We start from the raw sequence: 17,235 nt of genomic DNA on the forward strand, positions 1-17,235 counted from the left end.
CTGCATGCGATCACACGGGGGGCGCGACGGCTTATCGCTGCCGCAACCAGCCGGTCGGATCGAGCAGCCTCAGCCCGACCGGTGACAACGAGCGCTGCCGCAACGGCAGGTTTGCCGCCTGCACGGCCATCGCACAGCGTGCCAGTTGCCGGCGCAACGGTGCCAGCGTGTCGTCTTCGCGGGGCCGCGCATGCCGCCATTGTGCGATGCGCAGCAGGCAGGCCAGCAGGTCCAATTCGCTGGCGGCAATGAAGGGAGAGCCGGCCGGCAGCAGATCGATCGGAGCGGCGGGGGTGGCCAGCAGCGGCAGCAGGCCGATGAAGGCGTCGCATCCCTCCTGGCCAAGCCCGAGTCCGCTCAGCTGGGCAAGGCCATCGGCCTGCAGATCGGGGTCGCGCAGCTGCCGTATCGCGCCCAGCAGCGCCTGTTCGCCGCGGCCGAACTGTCGACCGAAGGCGCGGTAGTTGACCCGGGTGGGAAACAACGGGGAACGGGAGGCCATGGTGGCTAGGGCTGTGGGTCGCGGGTTTCCACCAGCACCGGACAGGGCGCGTGGTCGATGGTCCATTGCCCGATCGAGGGTTCGAACAGGCGTTCCAGCCGGGACAGGTGGCGGTGGCCGATGACGATCAGGTCGCACTTCAGGCGCCGGGCCTGCTCGCTGATCACTTCGCCAGGGTCACCGGAGGGAATCTGCGCGATGGCGTCAATGCCGCGTTCGCGCAGCTCGGCCAAGGCTTCGGCCAGCACCGCTTCGGCCCGCGAGCGCTGGCGGGCGGCTTCAGGGTACTCGATGCGGTCGGCTTCGCTGGCATCGGCCGCCAGCGCGAATTCGGGGTCGAGCACGCACAGCAGGTGCAGGCGGCTGTGGGGGCCGGCGATTGCGGCGGCCAGGTCCAGCACGCGTGCGTGCTGGGGGCCACCATCCAGGGCGACCAGCAGGGTATTGAACATGGATGTCTCCTTGGCAGGCCGGGGATGGTCGCCGATGTCACCGCGCGCACCCATGCCGTGCGCGGCAGTCAATGAATGCGTCGAACGCAATCCACCGTGGTTGCAAGTGCCGTAAAGTCATCTGATTTACTGGAGACTGTCATGCCCCTGCCGGACCTGAACCTGTTGCTGGCACTGGACGTGCTGATTGACGAATGCAGCGTGGCCGCCGCCGCGCGCCGGATGAATCTGAGCGCGCCGGCGATGAGCCGTACCCTGGGCCGGATCCGCACCGCGCTGGGCGACCCGGTGCTGGTGCGTGCCGGCCGCGGTCTGGCGCCCACGCCCCGCGCCCTGCAGCTGCGCGAGCAGGTCCGCGATGTGATCGAGCAGGCCCACCGCGTCTTCAACGCCGGTCGTGAAGTGGACATGCGCGTGCTCGAACGAACCTTCAGCGTGCGTGCCAATGATGTGTTCGTCGGGGGGTTCGGCGGACGCCTGCGCGAGCTGTTCCGCCAGCAGGCGCCGCGCGCAGTGCTGCGCTTCGTGCCCGAGGGCGATACCGACGACGATGCGATGGCGCAGGGCCGGATCGACCTGTACATCAGCACCGCCGGCAAGCATGCGCCCGATACCAAGGTGCAGAACCTGTTCAGTACCTCGTTCATGGGCGCCGCGCGCGAAGATCATCCGTTGTTCGATGAGGAGATCAGCGCCGAGCGTTTTGCCGCCTGCGACCACATCGCGGTGTCGCGCCGCGGCTTGCCGCGTGGTCCGATCGACGATGATCTGGCCGCGCTGGGCCTGCAGCGGCGGGTGGCGCTGATCAGCCCGACCTTCCACGGCGCGATCTTCGCGGCGGCCGAATCGGACCTGATCCTGCCGCAGATGCCGAGCGTGATGCTGGAGCGGATCGTCAGCATGCGCCTGCCGCTGCGCCTGTTCCCGCTGCCGATCCCGGTGCGGACCGCCGCCATCGTGCAGGCCTGGCATCCACGACTGGACAACGACGCCGCCCACCAGTGGCTGCGGCGGTCGATCAAGACCATGTGCGAAAGCGCAGGGGAGGCCCCGCGCTGACATCTGCATGCGTGCGCCTGGCGCACGCCTGGGATGCGGGTTGCGCCATTTTTCGCAGGGTACCGGCTCCCTAGACTGCGCTCCCCGGAGTTTCACTGAGCGCATTCCAATGACCCCCAACATGCCGTGCACTGCACGGATAGGTGCCCGGCGATGAGTACGCCGGCCGCCGCTGTCCCGGCCGCCGCAGCGCCCCGTGCTGCCGCCGCCCCCGGGCTCGATCGCCGCATTCTGGTCGGCCTGTGTGGCGTGCTGCTGGCGGTGCTGGTGTCGGGCTTCAACGAGAACATCACCAAGGTCGCCCTGGCCGACATCCGTGGCGCGATGGGTTTCAGCGTCGACGACGGCAGTTGGGTCGTCGCCCTCTACAGCGCGATGTCGGTCAGCGCGATGGCCTTCGCACCGTGGTGTGCCGCCACCTTCTCGCTGCGCCGCTTCGCATTGGCGATGATCGGTGGCTTCATGGTGCTGGGCGTGCTGTGCCCGCTCGCCCCGAACCTGCAGGTGTTCCTGCTGCTGCGCGCGCTGCAGGGCCTGTGCGGTGGCGCGCTGCCGCCGCTGCTGATGAGCGTGGCGCTGCGCTTCCTGCCCCCGGGCATCAAGCTGTACGGCTTGGCCGGCTACGCACTGACGGCGACGTTCGGCCCGAGCATGGGCACGCCGCTGGCCGCGTTCTGGGTCGAGCAGGTGGGCTGGCACTGGGCGTTCTGGCAGATCGTGCCGTACTGCCTGGCCGCCATGGCGATGGTCGGCTGGGGCCTGCCGCAGGACCCGCTGCGGCTGGAACGCTTCGCCGAGTTCGATGGCGTCGGCCTGCTGCTGGGCCTGCCGGCGCTGGTGCTGCTGGTGCTGGGCCTGGTGCAGGGCCCGCGCCTGAACTGGTTCGACTCGCCGATGATCACGCTGATGATCGGTGGCGGTGCCGGCCTGATGGTGCTGTTCATGATCAATGAATGGTTCCATCCGCTGCCGTTCTTCAAGCTGCAGCTGCTGGCCAACCGCAATCTCAGCTACTCGCTGGTGACGCTGGGCGGCGTGCTGTTCGTGCTGCTGGCAGTGATCTCGATCCCGTCCGGGTTCCTGGCCAGCGTGCAGGGCTACCGGCCGCTGCAGACCGCACCGATGCTGCTGTGGGTGGCGCTGCCGCAGGTGATCGCGCTGCCGCTGGTGGCGGCGCTGCTGAACATCCGCGCGGTGGACTGCCGCTGGGTGCAGGCCACGGGCCTGGCGATGCTGGCGCTGGCCTGCTGGCTGGGCTCGCACCTGGACGTGGCCTGGATCCGCGACAACTTCCTGTGGGTGCAGCTGCTGCAGGTGTTCGCGCAACCGATGGCGGTGCTGCCGCTGCTGATGCTGGCCACCGGCGGCCTGGCGCCGCAGGACGGCCCGTTCGCCTCGGCCTGGTTCAACACGGTCAAGGGCTTCGCTGCCGTGCTCGCCGGTGGCGTGCTGGATGCCGTCGCCCAGGGCCGCCGTCATTTCCATTCCACCGTGCTGGTCGACCGCCTTGGCGAGCAACCGTGGCTGGCCGATGGCCCGCAGCTGGGCGCGCGCCTGCATGCACAGGTGCAGGCGCTGACTTCGGCCGACCTGTACTGGGTGGTCGCACTGGTGGCGCTGGCCTTCATTCCCCTCATTGCCTGGATGCCCACCCGCATCCATCCGCCACGTGCCGTGGCCTGAACCTTTCGCAGGAACCCCCTCATGACGATCAATCGAACCACCCTCAACACTGGCCTGGGCCTGGGCGTGCTGGCCCTGGCCGTCGGCGCGTGGCTGCTGCTGCGCGATGGCGGCCACCAGACCACCAACAATGCGTACGTGGTGGCCGACTACACCCTGGTAGCGCCGAAGATTCCCGGCTTCGTCAGTGCCGTGGAAGTCGAGGACAACCAGTCGGTGAAGGCCGGTGATGTGCTGGCCCGCATCGACGACCGCGACTACCGGGTCGCCCTGCAGGCGGCCCGTGCCGACCTCGCCAATGCCCGTGCACAGCTGGCCAATGCGCAGGCCGCACTGGCCCAGCAGGACTCGTTGATCGCGCAGGCCAGGGCCAGTGTCGATGTCAGCCGTTCCGAACTGACCCTGGCCAGTGCCGACCAGCAGCGTTACCGCGAACTGGCCCGTGACGGCGCCGGTACCGTGCAGAACGCGCAGCAGGCGCAGTCGAAGCAGGCCGTGGCCAGTGCGCATCTGCAGCAGGGCCAGGCCGCGCTGTCGACCGCACGCCAGCGCACCGACATCCTCAGCGCGGGCGTGCAGGCTGCACAGGCGGCGGTGCAGCGTGCGGAAGCGGCGCAGGCACGCGCCGAACTGGATCTGTCGCACACCGTGCTGCGCGCACCGATCGATGGCATGGTCGGTCGCCGCGCGGTGCGCGTGGGTGCCTACCTGACGCCGGGTACGCCGGTGGCTGCGGTGGTGCCGCTGAAGCGCGCCTTCGTGGTCGCCAACTTCCAGGAAACGCAGATGACCCGCATGCAGGCCGGCCAGCAGGTCGAACTGAAGGTGGACGTATTCCCGGGCAAGCCGCTGCGCGGGCACATCGACAGCATTGCACCAGCCACCGGCGTCACCTTTGCTGCCGTCGCACCAGAGAACGCCACCGGCAACTTCACCAAGGTGGTGCAGCGCATTCCGGTGAAGATCGTGCTGGAGCCGGGCCAGCCGCTGCTGGACCAGCTGCGTGCCGGCATGTCGGTGGAAGCCAGCGTTGACCTGGGCAGCCGCGCGCGCGCGCAGAGCGTGCAGCACAGTCCGGGCCACAAGAGCGGGGAGGGCGCATGAGCGCAGTCACCGTGTTCCGCACCTTCGTTGCGGCCAGTCTGTGCACGGCCCTGGCTGCCTGCACGATGGGTCCGGACTTCGTACGCCCGCAGGCGGAACTGCCCAGCCACTGGCAGGGTGAGGCCGTCGCCGGCAACGCCATCGACCAGGACGCGGCCTGGTGGGCCGGTTTCGACGATCCGCTGCTGGGGCAGCTGGGCAACCAGGTGCTGGCGGCCAACCTGGACCTGCAGCTGGCGGCCAACCGCGTGCAGCAGAGCCGTGCTGCACGCGGCATCACCGCCGCCGATCGCCTGCCCAGCGTCAGCGCGAGCGCCAGTGGCGTGCGTGCACGCAACAGCGAGGTGGGCCTGAATGATCCGTCCGGCAACGGCGGCCGTGATGACTACGGGCTGTTCCAGGCCGGTATCGGCCTGAGCTGGGAACTGGACCTGTGGGGCCGCGTGCGGCGCCAGGTGGAAGCGGCCGACGCGCGCGTGCAGATGGCCGAGGAGGATGCACATGCAGTGCGCATCGCGCTGCTGGCGGAAACCGCGCGTGATTACCTGCAGCTGCGCGCGACGCGGCAGCTGCTGGCGATCACCGAGGACAACCTCAGCATCGCCCACGACATCAAACGCCTGACCGAAGCACGCCAACGCCAGGGTGTGGCCAGCACGCTGCAGGTGTCCAGCGCGGCCGCGCAGGTGGCATCGCTGCAGGCACGCATCGCGCCGTTGCGGCATCGCGAATCGCAGCTGCGCAATGCGCTGGCGTTCCTGCTGGCGCAGCCGCCGCAGGCGCTGGACGCGCAGCTGCAGGATGCACGCCGTGACTGGCCGGCGTTGCCGGCCGTAGCGGTGGGGCTGCCCAGTGAACTGGCCGAGCGTCGCCCGGACATCCGTCGTGCCGAAGCGGCACTGCATGCGGCAACGGCAGGCATCGGCGTGGCCAAGGCCAGTTTCCTGCCGCGCATCACCTTGAATGGCGACGCCGGCTTCCAGGCCAAGCAGCTCGATGATCTGGATGGCTGGAACGCGCACCGTTTCAGCATCGGTCCGTCGATCAGCCTGCCGATCTTCCAGGGCGGACGGCTGAAGGCCAATCTCGCGCTGAGCAGGCTGCAGCAGCAACAGTCGGCCCTGCAGTTCCGCCGTACCGTGCTGCAGGCATGGCACGAAGTGGATGACGCCATGGATGGCTACAGTGCCGAGCAGCAGCGCACGGTGCAGCTGCACGTGGCAGTGGATGAGAGCGAGACGGCACTGGGGGCGGCGCGCCGGCAGTACCAGGCCGGCGTGGTCGACATGCTGGACGTGCTGACCACCCAGCGCATCGCACTGGACAACCAGGCCGCGCTGGCCAATAGCCAGGCCACCGCCGCGATCGCGCGTGTAGAGCTGTACCGCGCGCTGGGTGGAGGCTGGTAGTGCCGGCCGCTGGCCGGCACCTTCATGGATGTTGCGGTTGCCGGCCAGCGGCCGGCACTACCTCGCGTCCCGGTAGTTGCCAACCAGGGTTGGCACCTACCAGGGCAGGGCCTCAACGCACGTCGCGCAGTTCCCAGTGGCTGCCGGCCAGCAGGCGCAGGCGCTGCTTGAACACGTCACTGTCGATGCGGGTGGTGGCGACCAGGTTGATGCGCAGGTCCTTCTGCTCGCCGGTCACGGTGGCAGCCGGGTCGGTCACGCCCCACTGCGGTTCCACCGCATCCGGGTCGGGCTGCTTGGCCTTCCAGCGCTCGAACAGCGTGCCGCTGCGCAGGGCGTCCTGCAGCTCTTCGGCGAAACCGGCGGCGCCCTGCGAATGGAAGGACAGGTCAGGATCGTTGCCGCGGGCCTTGGACGGGTCGGGCAGGCTGATGTGGTACTGCGCAGGCATGGAGTTCTCCTTGAAGTGCGGCAAGACTGGCACAACCGCGGTGGAATCGATGTGCAGAATCCGGCCGTGGCCGGCGCTCATTCGAACCGATGTGGCCCATCGGCGAAGCCCACGGTGACCGCGCCCTTGCCGACGTTGACCATGCCGGTCAGGCTCATCACCGATTCGTACACGGTCACGCCGTGGCCGGCGCAGACCTCCTTCATCTGTGCATAGCCGGGCAGGGTGCGCAGCTCGTCCAGTTCGCCGCCGTAGCTGACGCACACCGTCGGTGTCATCAGCCCGGCACGCACACGTTGGCCGACCACCGCGAACAGCTTCTGCACGGCGTTGTCGAAGCCCTTGATCTTGGCCACCGGCCCGGTCTCGCCGCGGTAGCCATGCAGCACCGGCTTGATGTCCAGTGCGCTTCCCAGCGCTGCACTGAGCAGGCCGACACTGCGGTCACCCTTGTGCCGCGCACGTGCGCGCATGTAGTACAGGTCGCGGGTAACCATGTAGCCATGCACGTTGCCCGCCAGTTCCTCCAATCGTTCGCGGATCTGCTGCACGCTGGCGTTGCTGTCGCGCAGGCGCACCGCTTCCACCGCCGTTACCGCCTGGGCAGCGAACAGGTTCTGGGTGTCGAGCACGCGCAGCGCGAACGGCGAGTTGTAGCCCGCTGCCTGACGCACCGGTTTGTAGTCGTTGAGGATGGCGAAGCTGGCCTGCAGCGCGTTGTCGTGGATCGGGCTGCGGGTCTTGGTGATGGTCATGCAGAACACGTGGTCGTAATCGATCACCAGCTGCTGCAGGAACAGGTCGCGGATCTGGTTGACACTGAAGGGAATGGTTTCCGCCTCGGCGCCGTGTTCGGCCACGTGCGCGTGCAGGAAGCTCAGGGTGGCCTGCTCATCGCGGTGATCGGCCAGCACGGCTTCGCCGATGCGGACGGTGATCGGCAGCAGCACGATGTTGTGCTCGGCAATGAAGTCCTGCGGCAGGTCGCAGGCCGAGTCGACGACGATTCCGATGCGCATCCGCGGCTCCCCCTCCAGGGCGGTTGTAGGTTCGGAAACGTGAAATCTATCTCAAAACCAGAGCCCGCGCCCGAGGGAAACGCGCCACCCCTGTTCAGCGATCGCGCTGCACCGCCACCGGCAGGCTGTCCAGGCGTTGCCATTCGGGCTGCTGCAGCAGGGCAGGATCGGCCAGCACGGCCGCCATCAGCGGATGGGCGTCGTTGCCCCAGAACAGTTCCTGGTCGATGGCCAGGGTCGGGACCCCGAACACCCCGGCGCCGATTGCGGCCTCGGTGTTGCGCCGCAACTGTTCCTTGACCGCCGGGGCGGCGATGGCGCTGGCGACATCCTCGATGCCCAGCTGCGCACCCGGTTCGCGCAGGGCTTCGGCGCTGTCACCGGCATGGCCGTCGCGCCAGATCCAGTCGAACAGCACGTCCACCGCCTGTGCGCTGGCTCCGGCGGCCAGGCACAGGCGCAGCGCCGACAACGGATTGAACGGATGGCCGGGCGGGAAGCGCATCGGCGTGCCCTCGGCCTGCGCGGTCCATTGCAGCTGGCGGTACATGAAACGGCGCTTGGCCGGAATCTCGGCCGGCCCGAGATTGCCCAGGTGATGCAGCACCGCGCCGAAGGCGATCGGCACGGTCTGGATCTGCGCGAACTGCGGCAACTGTTTCAGCTTCTGCCAGTGCAGGTAGGAGTAGGGCGAGACGAAGTCGAAGTACCAGCGCAGGGTGGCCATGGTGGTGTCCTTCAATGCGGTCAGGGCTGCGCATTGCGCTGCAGGTAGCGATCACGCAGGTCGGTCTGGCGCGAGCGCATCGGCATCGCACGCCCGCCCAGCCAGACCTGTTCGGCATAGTGCGCCACGTCCAGCGGGTCGCCTTCCCACAGCACCAGGTCGGCGCGCTTGCCGGGCTCGATGCTGCCGATCTGGTCGGCCACGCCGAACGCCTGTGCGGGTACCCGGGTCAGCCCGGCCAGACCGTCAGCCCAGGGCAGGCCGTTGGCCACTGCATTGCCAGCCAGCTGGCGCATCTTGCGCGCATTGTGGGTGGCGTCGCCGCGCTGCACGAAAGAAACCGCCACGCCGGCACGCTGCAGGCGCGCGGCGTTTTCCAGGGTGGCACCGAGCTGATCGAAGCTGGCCGGCAGGTTGGCCAGCACGTCGACGAATACCGGCACGTGCGCAGCGGCCAGCTCCGGCGCGACCTGCCAGGCTTCGCTGGCACCGGCAATGGCGATCTTTACCTTCTCGCGTGTGGCCCAGCGCAGCAGCTGGCGGATGTCCGAGGCACGATCCACCTCCACCACGATGCGGCCCTGGCCGGCCAGGTAGCGACTGAGCGTACGGCGCCCGGCCGGGGTCAACAGCGCGTGCGGAGAATCCACAGCAACCTGGCCGCGTGCTTCGTCGACCATCTGTTGCAGCAGCATCCATTGCGCGGCGCGCGAATGGCCGGTCAGTTCGGAGGCGGCCGCGCCGATGCGCAGGAACAGGGCACGCGGGCCGATCGGGTCGGCGCTGCCGTCCAGCCGCATCACGCCGCCCTGGCCGGCCACGAAACCACCACCGGTGGCGGCCCCCAATGCAGTGAAGCCGATGCCTTCCAGGCGCGTGACCGGAATCAGCACCGAGGCCGGATTGTAGGCGAGGGTGACGTCGAATTCCGGGCGCAGCGGCTGCTCGCCGAGCTTCAACGAACTGTCCACCGTGCTCGATTCACCTGAGACCTCTTCGATGCCGGTTTCGGTGATGCCACCGAACAGGGCCGGGGTCAGCGGCCTGCCATTGGCTTCGACCACGGTCGCCCCGGCCGGCGCGGACAGGCCGGGGCCGACCGCGCGGATGATGCCACCCTGGACCAGCACATCGGCGTTGTGCAGGCTGCCGCGTGCGCTGGCCGTGTGCACCGTTGCGTTGCGCACCAGCAGGTCCTGTGCCTGTGCGGATGCGGAGATGCAGGCCAGCACCATGACAGTAGCGCCGAACCATGCTCGGCTGCCCTTCGCGGCAGACTGCGTCAACTGCTTGAGCACCACCATCAGCGCACCTCCTGGCCAAGCTGGAAATCAGAACGCGGCGTCGCTGCCGGTGCACTGCGGTCGTACAACCTGCGGCCATCAATGAAGACCTGCTCGGCCAGCGCATACGAGCTGAAGGGGTTGCCGTTCCAGACCACCACGTCGGCCATCTTGCCGGCCTCCAGGGTGCCGGTCTGGCCTTCAATGCCCAGCGCCCTGGCGGCGTTGGCGGTCATCCAGGTGATGGCGTGTTCGGGCGTGATCTCCGGCATGCGCGCGCGGCGCGCGGACGCCATCACCTTGGCTGCTTCCTGGTTCAGGCGCTGGATGCCCTCGGGTGAATCGGAGTGGACGATGGCGCAGCTGTTCTTCGGCCGGTCGACCAGCGCGATGTTCTCCGGAATGCCGTCGAAGGCTTCCATCTTGAAGCCCCACCAGTCGGCCCACAGCGCACCGCAGACGCCGTCGGCGGCCAGCCTGTCGGCCAGCTTGTAGGCCTCCACGCCGTGGTGGAAGGCGGCTACCTTGAAGCCGAATTCCTTGGCCAGATCGAGCATGGTGGCCATCTCGTCGGCGCGGTAGCAGTGGATGTGCACGCGGATGTCGCCTTCGATCGCGCCGGCCAGTGTGTCCAGCTTGAGATCGCGCTTGCCGCCGGCATCACCGGCGCTGTCGCCCTTGTCGCTGCCGAACCAGCTCTTGCGCTTGGCCGGCTTGGGCTTGTTCTTGGCGATGTAGTCGGCGGCATCGATGAAGGCGGCACGATAGCCGGCCACGTTGCCCATGCGCGTGGCCGGGGTCACGCCCTTGCCCTCGCCATAGACCCGCTTGGGGTTCTCGCCGCAGGCCATTTTCAGGCCCCACGGCGCACCGGGGAACTTCATCGCCTGGTAGGTGATGGCCGGGACGTTCTTCAGCGTCACGCCGCGGCCACCGACAAGGTTGGCCGAGCCCGGCAGCACCTGCATGCTGGTCACGCCGCCGGCCAGCGCGGTGGCGAAGCCCGGGTCCTGCGGCCACACCGAATGTTCGGCCCAGACGTTGGCGGTGACCGGTGCGGTCATCTCGTTGCCATCGCTGTGCGCACCGACGCCCGGGCTGGGATACACGCCCAGGTGCGAATGCACGTCGATCAGGCCCGGAGTGACCCACTTGCCTTGTGCATCAATGCGGGTGACGCCCGCATCGGCCTGCAGCTGGCGGCCGACGGCAACGATGCGGCCGTCGCGCAGCAGCACATCGGCGTTGTCCAGGCGCTGGCCGGTACCGGTCAGCACGGTGGCGTTGTGGATCAGTACCGGCGCATCGGGATGGGCCTGGTAGGTGCTGGGGTAGGGATCGGCGACAAAGCGCGAGGCGCCCACCGCCGGAGCCGTACTCAATGAAAGCAGCGCCAGGGCCACCCCGGCGCGCAACAACGTCGATGCCATGCAGTTCCCCTTGCAACCTGGTCCAACCGCCGACGCTAGCCCGGTGGTGGCGGGCTTGCCAAGTGACCTTCTTCACAGGACGGTCGACGGCGGCTCGACTGCACCGGCCGGGTGGCCGAAAATACCCGGTCCCCCGCCGTACCGGACCGCCCATGAAAAGCAAGCAGGAAATCGTCGACAACTGGCTGCCCCGGTATACCGGCGTGCCTCTGGACCAGTTCGGCCAGCACATCCTGCTGACCAACTTCGGCGGCTACCTGCATACCTTTTCCGAGCTGACCGGTGCGCCGGTCATCGGCCTGGACCGGCCGATGGCAAGCGCCACGATCGACGGCATCACCATGATCAACTTCGGCATGGGCAGCCCCAATGCCGCGATCATCATGGACCTGCTGTCGGCGGTGATGCCCAAGGCGGTGCTGTTCCTGGGCAAGTGCGGCGGCCTCAAGCGCAAGAACCAGCTGGGCGACCTGGTGCTGCCGATCGCTGCGATCCGTGGCGAGGGTACCTCGGGTGACTACCTGCCGCCGGAAGTGCCGGCGTTGCCGGCGTTCGCGCTGCAGCGTGCGGTCTCGACCATGATCCGCGACCTCGGCCACGACTACTGGACCGGCACCGTCTACACCACCAACCGCCGGGTCTGGGAACACGACGAGGCGTTCAAGGAGCGGCTGCGGGCGATGCGCTGCATGGCCATCGACATGGAAACCGCCACCGTGTTCGCCGCCGGCTTCGCCAACCACATCCCCAGCGGTGCGCTGCTGCTGGTGTCGGACCAGCCGATGATCCCCGATGGGGTCAAGACCGAAGCCTCCGATGCCAAGGTCAGCTCCCAGTTCGTGGAAAACCATATCCAGATCGGTATCGAGGCGCTTAAGCTTATCCGGCGCAACGGCAAGTCGGTCCGCCACCTGCGCTTCGACGAATGATGATGATGGCCTGGCGCGGCGCGCCGGCCCTGGGGAGTAGGTGATGGACGTTGCCGCGCAAGTGGTGGAATTCTGGAAGGAGGCGGGCCCCGCGAAGTGGTTCGCCCGCGACGACGCGTTCGACGCGCAGTTCCGCCAGTTGTTTCTGGATGAGCATTTCGCCGCCGCTTCGCGCGCGCGCGAACATTGGCTGGGCAGTGCCGAAGGGGCGCTGGCCCTGATGCTGCTGCTCGACCAGTTCCCGCGCAACTGCTTCCGGGGTACTGCCCATTCCTACGCCACCGATGGCCTGGCCCGGCATTACGCCATGCGCGCCATCGAGGAAGGCCTGGACCTGCAGCTGGTGCCGAAGCTGCGCGCCTTCATCTACCTGCCGTTCGAGCACTCCGAGGATCCGCTGGACCAGGACCGCTCGGTGGCGATGTTCGACGTGCTGGGTGACAAGGAATACCTGCAGTACGCCGAACTGCACCGCGACATCATCCGCCGCTTCGGTCGTTTCCCGCATCGCAATGCCGTGCTGGGCCGCTTCCCCACGGCGGAAGAACTGGATTACCTGGCCGAAGGCGGGTTCGCCGGCTAAGAAAAAGGGGACGGAGGGAATTAAGTCGTTTGTGCCATAAACGACTTAATTCCCTCCGTCCCCTTTTTCAGGGCCGATCAGTACTTCGGCACGCCGTTGTCCACTTCTTCCGACCAGGCGTTGATGCCGCCGGTGACGTTGAACACCTTGGTGAAGCCCAGTGCGCGGAACTGCTCGGCAGCCTGTGCGCTGCGGCCGCCGTGGTGGCACATGAAAGCCAGTGCGGTGTCCTTCGGCAGGGCCTCCAGCTCCGCACGGCCGTTGCCGTCGAAACTCTTGAACGGCACGCCCACGGCAGCGATCTCGCGCTCCTCGGCCGGGCGCACGTCCACCAGGGTGATGTTGCCGGCACGCACCAGGTCATCGGCATCACGCACGCTGATTTCCTGCACCGGCTTGGGTGCGTTCGGATTGTCGATGGCCAGGCCCTTGCCGCGGATGTCGTCCACCCAGTCGATGGTGATGCCGTTGGCGCGACGCGCGCTGGCCAGGTCGAACTGCACGCGCAGGCCGTTGGACTCGGCAGCGATCGCGCCTTCGTCGTGCGGAGCCAGCTGGAAGTTCGGCTGGAAGCCGGCGTCGATGCTCAGCTGCAGGGCAGCGCCCGGAGCGTCGGCCAGCGCGCCCTTGAGCATTTCCACGGCGGCCGGGGTGACGGTGATGCTCGGCGGGGTGCGGTCCGGTGCGGCCAGGCCCAGCACGCTGCTCAGCTCGCCGCTGGCGGCCATCTGCAGCACGATGTCGCTGCCACCGACCAGTTCGCCGTCGATGTACAGCTGCGGGATGGTCGGCCAGTCGCCGTAGGCCTTGATGCCTTCACGGATTTCCTGGTCGGCCAGCACGTTGACGTGGGCGAACTCGACGCCGAGATCCTGCAGGGCGCCCACGGCCTTGGCCGAGAAACCGCACTGCGGCATCGACGGCTGGCCCTTCATGAACAGCACGACGCGGTTGGCGTTGAGGATGGATTCGATGCGCGAACGCAGGGCGGGATCGAGGGACATGGACGTCGGGTTTCCGGGAATTCGAATCATCAATTCTACCCCTCATGGCATCATGGGGGATGAGCAACGCAGGAACATTGCATCGCATCCCGACCCGGCCCTGGCGCTGGCTGCCCTGGCTGGTGGCGTCGCAGTTGGCCGTGATCCTGGTATGGGTACTGGCAGGCTGGCACTGGGGCCTGCCGCTGATGGTGGCCAGCCACGCGCTGTTCATGGTGCCGATATTCCTGCCCAACAGCCGCTTCTACGCACCGGTGCTGAGCCGGTTGCCAGAGGCCGGCAACAGCGTCTGGCTGACGATCGATGACGGCCCTGGCCCGGAAACCCGCGCCGTGCTCGACCTGCTGGACCGCCACCAGGCGCGCGCCACCTTCTTCCTGGTGGGGGAACGTGCGCTGGCACAGCCGGAACTGGTGCAGGAGATCCTGCGCCGCGGCCACGACCTGGGCAACCACAGCCACAGCCACCCACAGGCGCGCTTCTGGCGTCTGGGCCCGGCGGCGATGCGGGCGGAGATCGAGGGCTGCCAGCATGCACTGCAGGCCCTGAGCGGGCATCCAGTGCGCTGGTACCGCTCGGTGGTGGGCATGACCAATCCGTTCGTGGCACCGGTGTTGAAGGCGCTGGGCCTGGTGCGCGTGGGCTGGAGTGCCCGGGGCTACGACGGCGTCGGCTGCACGCCGGAGGGCGTGCTGGCACGGCTGCTGCCTGACCTGCAACCCGGCGCCATCGTGCTGCTGCATGAGGGCGCCGCCCACGGTCACAATCGGGTGATCATCGAACGCGTGCTGCAGGCGCTGGACGAGCGGGGGCTGAAGGCGCGGCTGCCGGTCCTGTAAACCAGGCTTCTGGCCGCTTGGGGCAGCCAGGCTTGGGCTCGCCCCTACAGGAATGGTCGCGAGGCCATCCACGCATGGCGTGGATCTACCGCAACAGCACAGCCGAGCGTGGGTTCGGCCCTACAACGCGGGGCGTTTGGCCACCAGCAGCCAGCTGTTGAAGGGGGTACGCCCGTGCAGCGGCCGGGGTGCGGTCACCTGCAATCCAGCTTCGGCAAGCGTTGTCTGCAATACCTGCGGATCGGGGTAGTGGCGCGGTCGCGTGCCCATCCAGCCGATCAGCCAGGCCAGCCGGTCCGCCACCCGCGTGGTGCGGTCGCGGCCATCGCCGGTGGCCAGCGGCGTGCGCAGCAGCAGGCGGCCGCCGCGGGCCACCTGTGCGCTGGCCGCGCGCAGCAGTGCCTGCTGTGGGCCCGCGTCCAGGTACTGCAGCACGTCCAGCAGCAGGACGTGCCCGGCCTGCGCCGGCAGCGGCGCCTGCACATCCACGCAATCGAAGCGCACGTCATGCAGGTCGGCGGCAGCACGCTGCGCGCGGGTGATCTTGCCGGCATCCACGTCCACGCCAAGGTAGCGCTGGGTACCGCCGCGCTGGCGCAGTACATGGGCGAACAGGCCCAGCCCGCAGCCGAGGTCCAGCACCGGCTGCCCATCGTCAGGCAGATGCTGCAGCACGCCGTCGTACAGCGGATCGCTGCCGAGCTTGCCACGGGTGTAGTAGTAGTCGCGGCGGCTGCCCCAGGCCTGCGCCGGGCGGAAGGCCTCGGCAATCAAGCGGGCCTGCGGGGCCGTCAGGGGAGTGCAGGGCAGGGGCGGGCCGTTCCGTGGCGTGCCGTCCATCGCCTCAGTCCGTGCCGCCGAGCAGGTGCGTGGCCACCGGAAGGGCGCGTGCGCTCCACAGCGCGTACATCCGCGCCGAAGGGTGCAGGCCATCCTCGGCGATCATCGTCGGGTCTTCGCCCTGTGCGCGGCTGATATCGGTGATGTCGACGAAGGCCACGCCCTGCTGGGTGCTGATCACCTCGGCTGCCGCGTTGAACTCGTCGGTCTCGATCTCGATCGCGGCCAGGTCGCGGCCACTGCCTGCGCCGAACGGGGTCGCGCCCCAATCGGGGAAGGACAGCACCAGCACGCGTCCGGCATCACCGCCAGCGAAGCCGATCGCCCGCTGCAGAAGCACCAGGAACTGGCTGCGGTATTCGTCCAGCGGACGCCCGCGGTACTGGTTGTTGACGCCGATCAGCAGGCTGACGAAATCGAACGGCCCCTGCGGCGCAGCCGCATCGATGCCCGCATCGAGTTCGTCGGTGGTCCAGCCGGTGGTCGCAATGGTCTGCGGATCGGACAGCTCAATGCCCTGCGCACGCAGCGTGGCGGCCAGCTGGTGCGGCCAGCGGCCTTCGACTGCAACCGCTTCACCGATGGTGTACGAATCGCCCAGCGCCAGGTAGGACAGCGCCACGCTCAGGCCACCGAACGGCGCGGCTTCAGCGGCACGACCTTGGTCGCGTCCTCGGCACGCCGCGCCAGCACGCGGTCGATGCGCGCGAACACATCGCGCATCACCGAGGCCTCCGGCATCAGGGTCACGCGGAAATGATGGCGGTAGGGCACGTTGAAGCTCGAGCCCGGCACCACCAGCACGCCTTCGTTGTTCATCAGGTCCAGCGCGAAGTTGTGGTCGTCGAAGCCCTTCGCAGCGGCGCCGACCACGGCCGGGAACGCGTACAGCGCGCCGGCCGGTGCGACCAGCGACAGATGTTCGCTGGCTTCGCAGGCCTCGATGACCGCGCGGCGGGTTTCATACAGGCGGCCGCCCGGCGTGCACAGCTCGGAAATGGTGTCCGGACCGTTCACCGCGGCCTCGATGGCGTACTGGCCCGGCACGTTGGCGCACAGGCGCAGCGCGCCCAACAGGTCCAGTGCCGCGCGGAAGTCACCCAGGCGGGCATCGTCGCCGCTGAGGTGGGCCCAGCCCACGCGCCAGCCGCAGGCGCGGTGCACCTTGCTCAGGCCGCTGAAGGTCAGGCACGGATGATCACCGGCCAGCGGCGCGACCGGCTGGAACACCGCGTCGTCGTACAGGATCTGGTCGTAGATCTCGTCGACCAGCAGCAACAGGTTGTGGCGGCGTGCGATCTCGACCACGCGCTCCAGCAGTTCGCGCGGGTAGCTGGCGCCGCTGGGGTTGTTCGGATTGATCAGCACGATGGCGCGGGTGCGCGAGGACACCAGTGTCTCGATCTCGCTCGGGTCCGGCTGGAAGCCGTTCTCCGGTGCGCAGCGGTAGTACACCGGACGGCCATCGTTGAGGATGGTCGAGGCCGACCACAGCGGGTAGTCGGGCGAGGGAACCAGCACTTCATCGCCCGGGTTGAGCAGCGCACGCAGCGACAGGTCGATCAGCTCGCTGACGCCATTGCCGAGGAAGACACGGTCAGGGTGCGCATCGGGCGCGCCACGACGGGCGTAGTAGCTGGCGATGGCTTCGCGCGCCACCGGCAGGCCCTGCTGGTGCGTGTACGGGTCGGTGCGGCCCATGTCGTCAGCGATCGCACGCTGCAGGTGCTCCGGCGCGCGGAAGCCGAAAGCGCCCGGATTGCCGATGTTGAGCTTGATCAGCTTGCGGCCCTGCGCCTCCAGCTCCCGGGCTCGCCGCGCCAGTTCTCCGCGGATTTCGTAGCGCACTTCGGAAAGGCGCTCGCGGATGGCCAGGGGCTTGGGCGAGTTGGTGGACATGGGAGCTGGGCCGTCAAAAGGC

General features: G+C 68.3%; 18 protein-coding genes. 7 read left to right on the top strand and 11 right to left on the bottom strand.

The features are described from left to right. Nucleotides 1–31 precede the first annotated feature (31 nt). Both AC5P6X_RS05050 and AC5P6X_RS05055 read right to left on the bottom strand, forming a co-directional pair. Nucleotides 32–502, bottom strand: coding sequence for a hypothetical protein (locus AC5P6X_RS05050; RefSeq protein WP_164221702.1), 471 nt, complete (start codon nucleotides 500–502; stop codon nucleotides 32–34). Nucleotides 503–507: 5 nt separating this feature from the next. Next, a complete protein-coding gene (locus AC5P6X_RS05055; protein WP_005411003.1) occupies nucleotides 508–954 on the bottom strand; it encodes a universal stress protein in 447 nt (148 codons plus the stop codon). A gap of 141 nt (nucleotides 955–1,095) precedes the next feature. On the opposite strand from AC5P6X_RS05055, the gene AC5P6X_RS05060 reads away from it, so the two are divergent. From AC5P6X_RS05060 to AC5P6X_RS05075, 4 genes are all read left to right on the top strand, one after another. After that, nucleotides 1,096–2,013 (top strand): LysR family transcriptional regulator, encoded by a 918-nt coding sequence (locus tag AC5P6X_RS05060; protein WP_005411002.1) that lies wholly within the window; start codon nucleotides 1,096–1,098, stop codon nucleotides 2,011–2,013. A gap of 153 nt (nucleotides 2,014–2,166) precedes the next feature. Beyond that, nucleotides 2,167–3,696, top strand: coding sequence for an MFS transporter (locus AC5P6X_RS05065; protein ID WP_329757021.1), 1,530 nt, complete (start codon nucleotides 2,167–2,169; stop codon nucleotides 3,694–3,696). Nucleotides 3,697–3,717: 21 nt separating this feature from the next. Beyond that, nucleotides 3,718–4,800: an HlyD family secretion protein gene (locus AC5P6X_RS05070; protein WP_049450572.1), complete on the top strand. Its 1,083-nt coding sequence runs from the start codon at nucleotides 3,718–3,720 to the stop codon at nucleotides 4,798–4,800. Beyond that, a complete protein-coding gene (locus AC5P6X_RS05075; RefSeq protein WP_024956048.1) occupies nucleotides 4,797–6,209 on the top strand; it encodes an efflux transporter outer membrane subunit in 1,413 nt (470 codons plus the stop codon). Before AC5P6X_RS05070 ends, AC5P6X_RS05075 begins: the two co-directional genes overlap by 4 nt. Nucleotides 6,210–6,321: 112 nt before the next feature. Here AC5P6X_RS05075 and AC5P6X_RS05080 read toward each other — a convergent pair whose 3' ends face one another. The 5 genes from AC5P6X_RS05080 to AC5P6X_RS05100 all read right to left on the bottom strand — a co-directional run bounded on the left by AC5P6X_RS05080 (nucleotide 6,322) and on the right by AC5P6X_RS05100 (nucleotide 11,119). After that, entirely contained in the window at nucleotides 6,322–6,660 is a 339-nt protein-coding gene (locus AC5P6X_RS05080; protein WP_329757020.1) for a hypothetical protein, read from the bottom strand. Nucleotides 6,661–6,737: 77 nt separating this feature from the next. Continuing rightward, a complete protein-coding gene (locus AC5P6X_RS05085; RefSeq protein ID WP_049450571.1) occupies nucleotides 6,738–7,679 on the bottom strand; it encodes a DegV family protein in 942 nt (313 codons plus the stop codon). A gap of 94 nt (nucleotides 7,680–7,773) precedes the next feature. Further along, nucleotides 7,774–8,406: a 2-hydroxychromene-2-carboxylate isomerase gene (locus AC5P6X_RS05090; RefSeq protein WP_005414448.1), complete on the bottom strand. Its 633-nt coding sequence runs from the start codon at nucleotides 8,404–8,406 to the stop codon at nucleotides 7,774–7,776. A gap of 20 nt (nucleotides 8,407–8,426) precedes the next feature. Beyond that, complete coding sequence (locus tag AC5P6X_RS05095) at nucleotides 8,427–9,710, bottom strand: amidohydrolase family protein (protein ID WP_024956047.1); 1,284 nt, start codon at nucleotides 9,708–9,710, stop codon at nucleotides 8,427–8,429. Then, nucleotides 9,710–11,119, bottom strand: coding sequence for an amidohydrolase (locus AC5P6X_RS05100; RefSeq protein ID WP_049450570.1), 1,410 nt, complete (start codon nucleotides 11,117–11,119; stop codon nucleotides 9,710–9,712). Before AC5P6X_RS05100 ends, AC5P6X_RS05095 begins: the two co-directional genes overlap by 1 nt. A 152-nt stretch (nucleotides 11,120–11,271) precedes the next feature. Between AC5P6X_RS05100 and AC5P6X_RS05105 the strand changes: the two genes are divergently transcribed. After that, a complete protein-coding gene (locus AC5P6X_RS05105; RefSeq protein WP_005414446.1) occupies nucleotides 11,272–12,048 on the top strand; it encodes an AMP nucleosidase in 777 nt (258 codons plus the stop codon). 43 nt (nucleotides 12,049–12,091) lie between these two features. After that, nucleotides 12,092–12,631 (top strand): DUF924 family protein, encoded by a 540-nt coding sequence (locus AC5P6X_RS05110; protein ID WP_005410992.1) that lies wholly within the window; start codon nucleotides 12,092–12,094, stop codon nucleotides 12,629–12,631. A gap of 77 nt (nucleotides 12,632–12,708) precedes the next feature. On the opposite strand, the gene grxD is transcribed toward AC5P6X_RS05110, so the two are convergent. Further along, nucleotides 12,709–13,635, bottom strand: coding sequence for a Grx4 family monothiol glutaredoxin (gene grxD / locus AC5P6X_RS05115; RefSeq protein ID WP_033835209.1), 927 nt, complete (start codon nucleotides 13,633–13,635; stop codon nucleotides 12,709–12,711). A 59-nt stretch (nucleotides 13,636–13,694) separates the two neighbouring features. Between grxD and AC5P6X_RS05120 the strand changes: the two genes are divergently transcribed. After that, nucleotides 13,695–14,474, top strand: a complete 780-nt coding sequence (locus AC5P6X_RS05120) for a polysaccharide deacetylase family protein (RefSeq protein WP_049450568.1) — start codon at nucleotides 13,695–13,697, stop codon at nucleotides 14,472–14,474. A gap of 120 nt (nucleotides 14,475–14,594) precedes the next feature. Here the strand turns inward: AC5P6X_RS05120 and AC5P6X_RS05125 are convergent, their stop codons facing one another. The 3 genes from AC5P6X_RS05125 to AC5P6X_RS05135 are packed head-to-tail and all read right to left on the bottom strand — an operon-like array spanning nucleotide 14,595 to nucleotide 17,213. Then, the gene (locus AC5P6X_RS05125) at nucleotides 14,595–15,314 is read right to left on the bottom strand and encodes a class I SAM-dependent methyltransferase (RefSeq protein ID WP_049450566.1); all 720 of its coding nucleotides are present in this window, start codon (nucleotides 15,312–15,314) and stop codon (nucleotides 14,595–14,597) included. A 4-nt stretch (nucleotides 15,315–15,318) separates the two neighbouring features. Next, nucleotides 15,319–15,936, bottom strand: a complete 618-nt coding sequence (locus AC5P6X_RS05130; RefSeq protein ID WP_108270530.1) for an SGNH/GDSL hydrolase family protein — start codon at nucleotides 15,934–15,936, stop codon at nucleotides 15,319–15,321. A 2-nt stretch (nucleotides 15,937–15,938) separates the two neighbouring features. Further along, nucleotides 15,939–17,213, bottom strand: coding sequence for a pyridoxal phosphate-dependent aminotransferase (locus AC5P6X_RS05135; RefSeq protein WP_005414441.1), 1,275 nt, complete (start codon nucleotides 17,211–17,213; stop codon nucleotides 15,939–15,941). Between the last annotated feature and the right edge of the window lie 22 nt (nucleotides 17,214–17,235).

This window comes from Stenotrophomonas sp. YJH_SMC_40 (genome assembly GCF_059368615.1).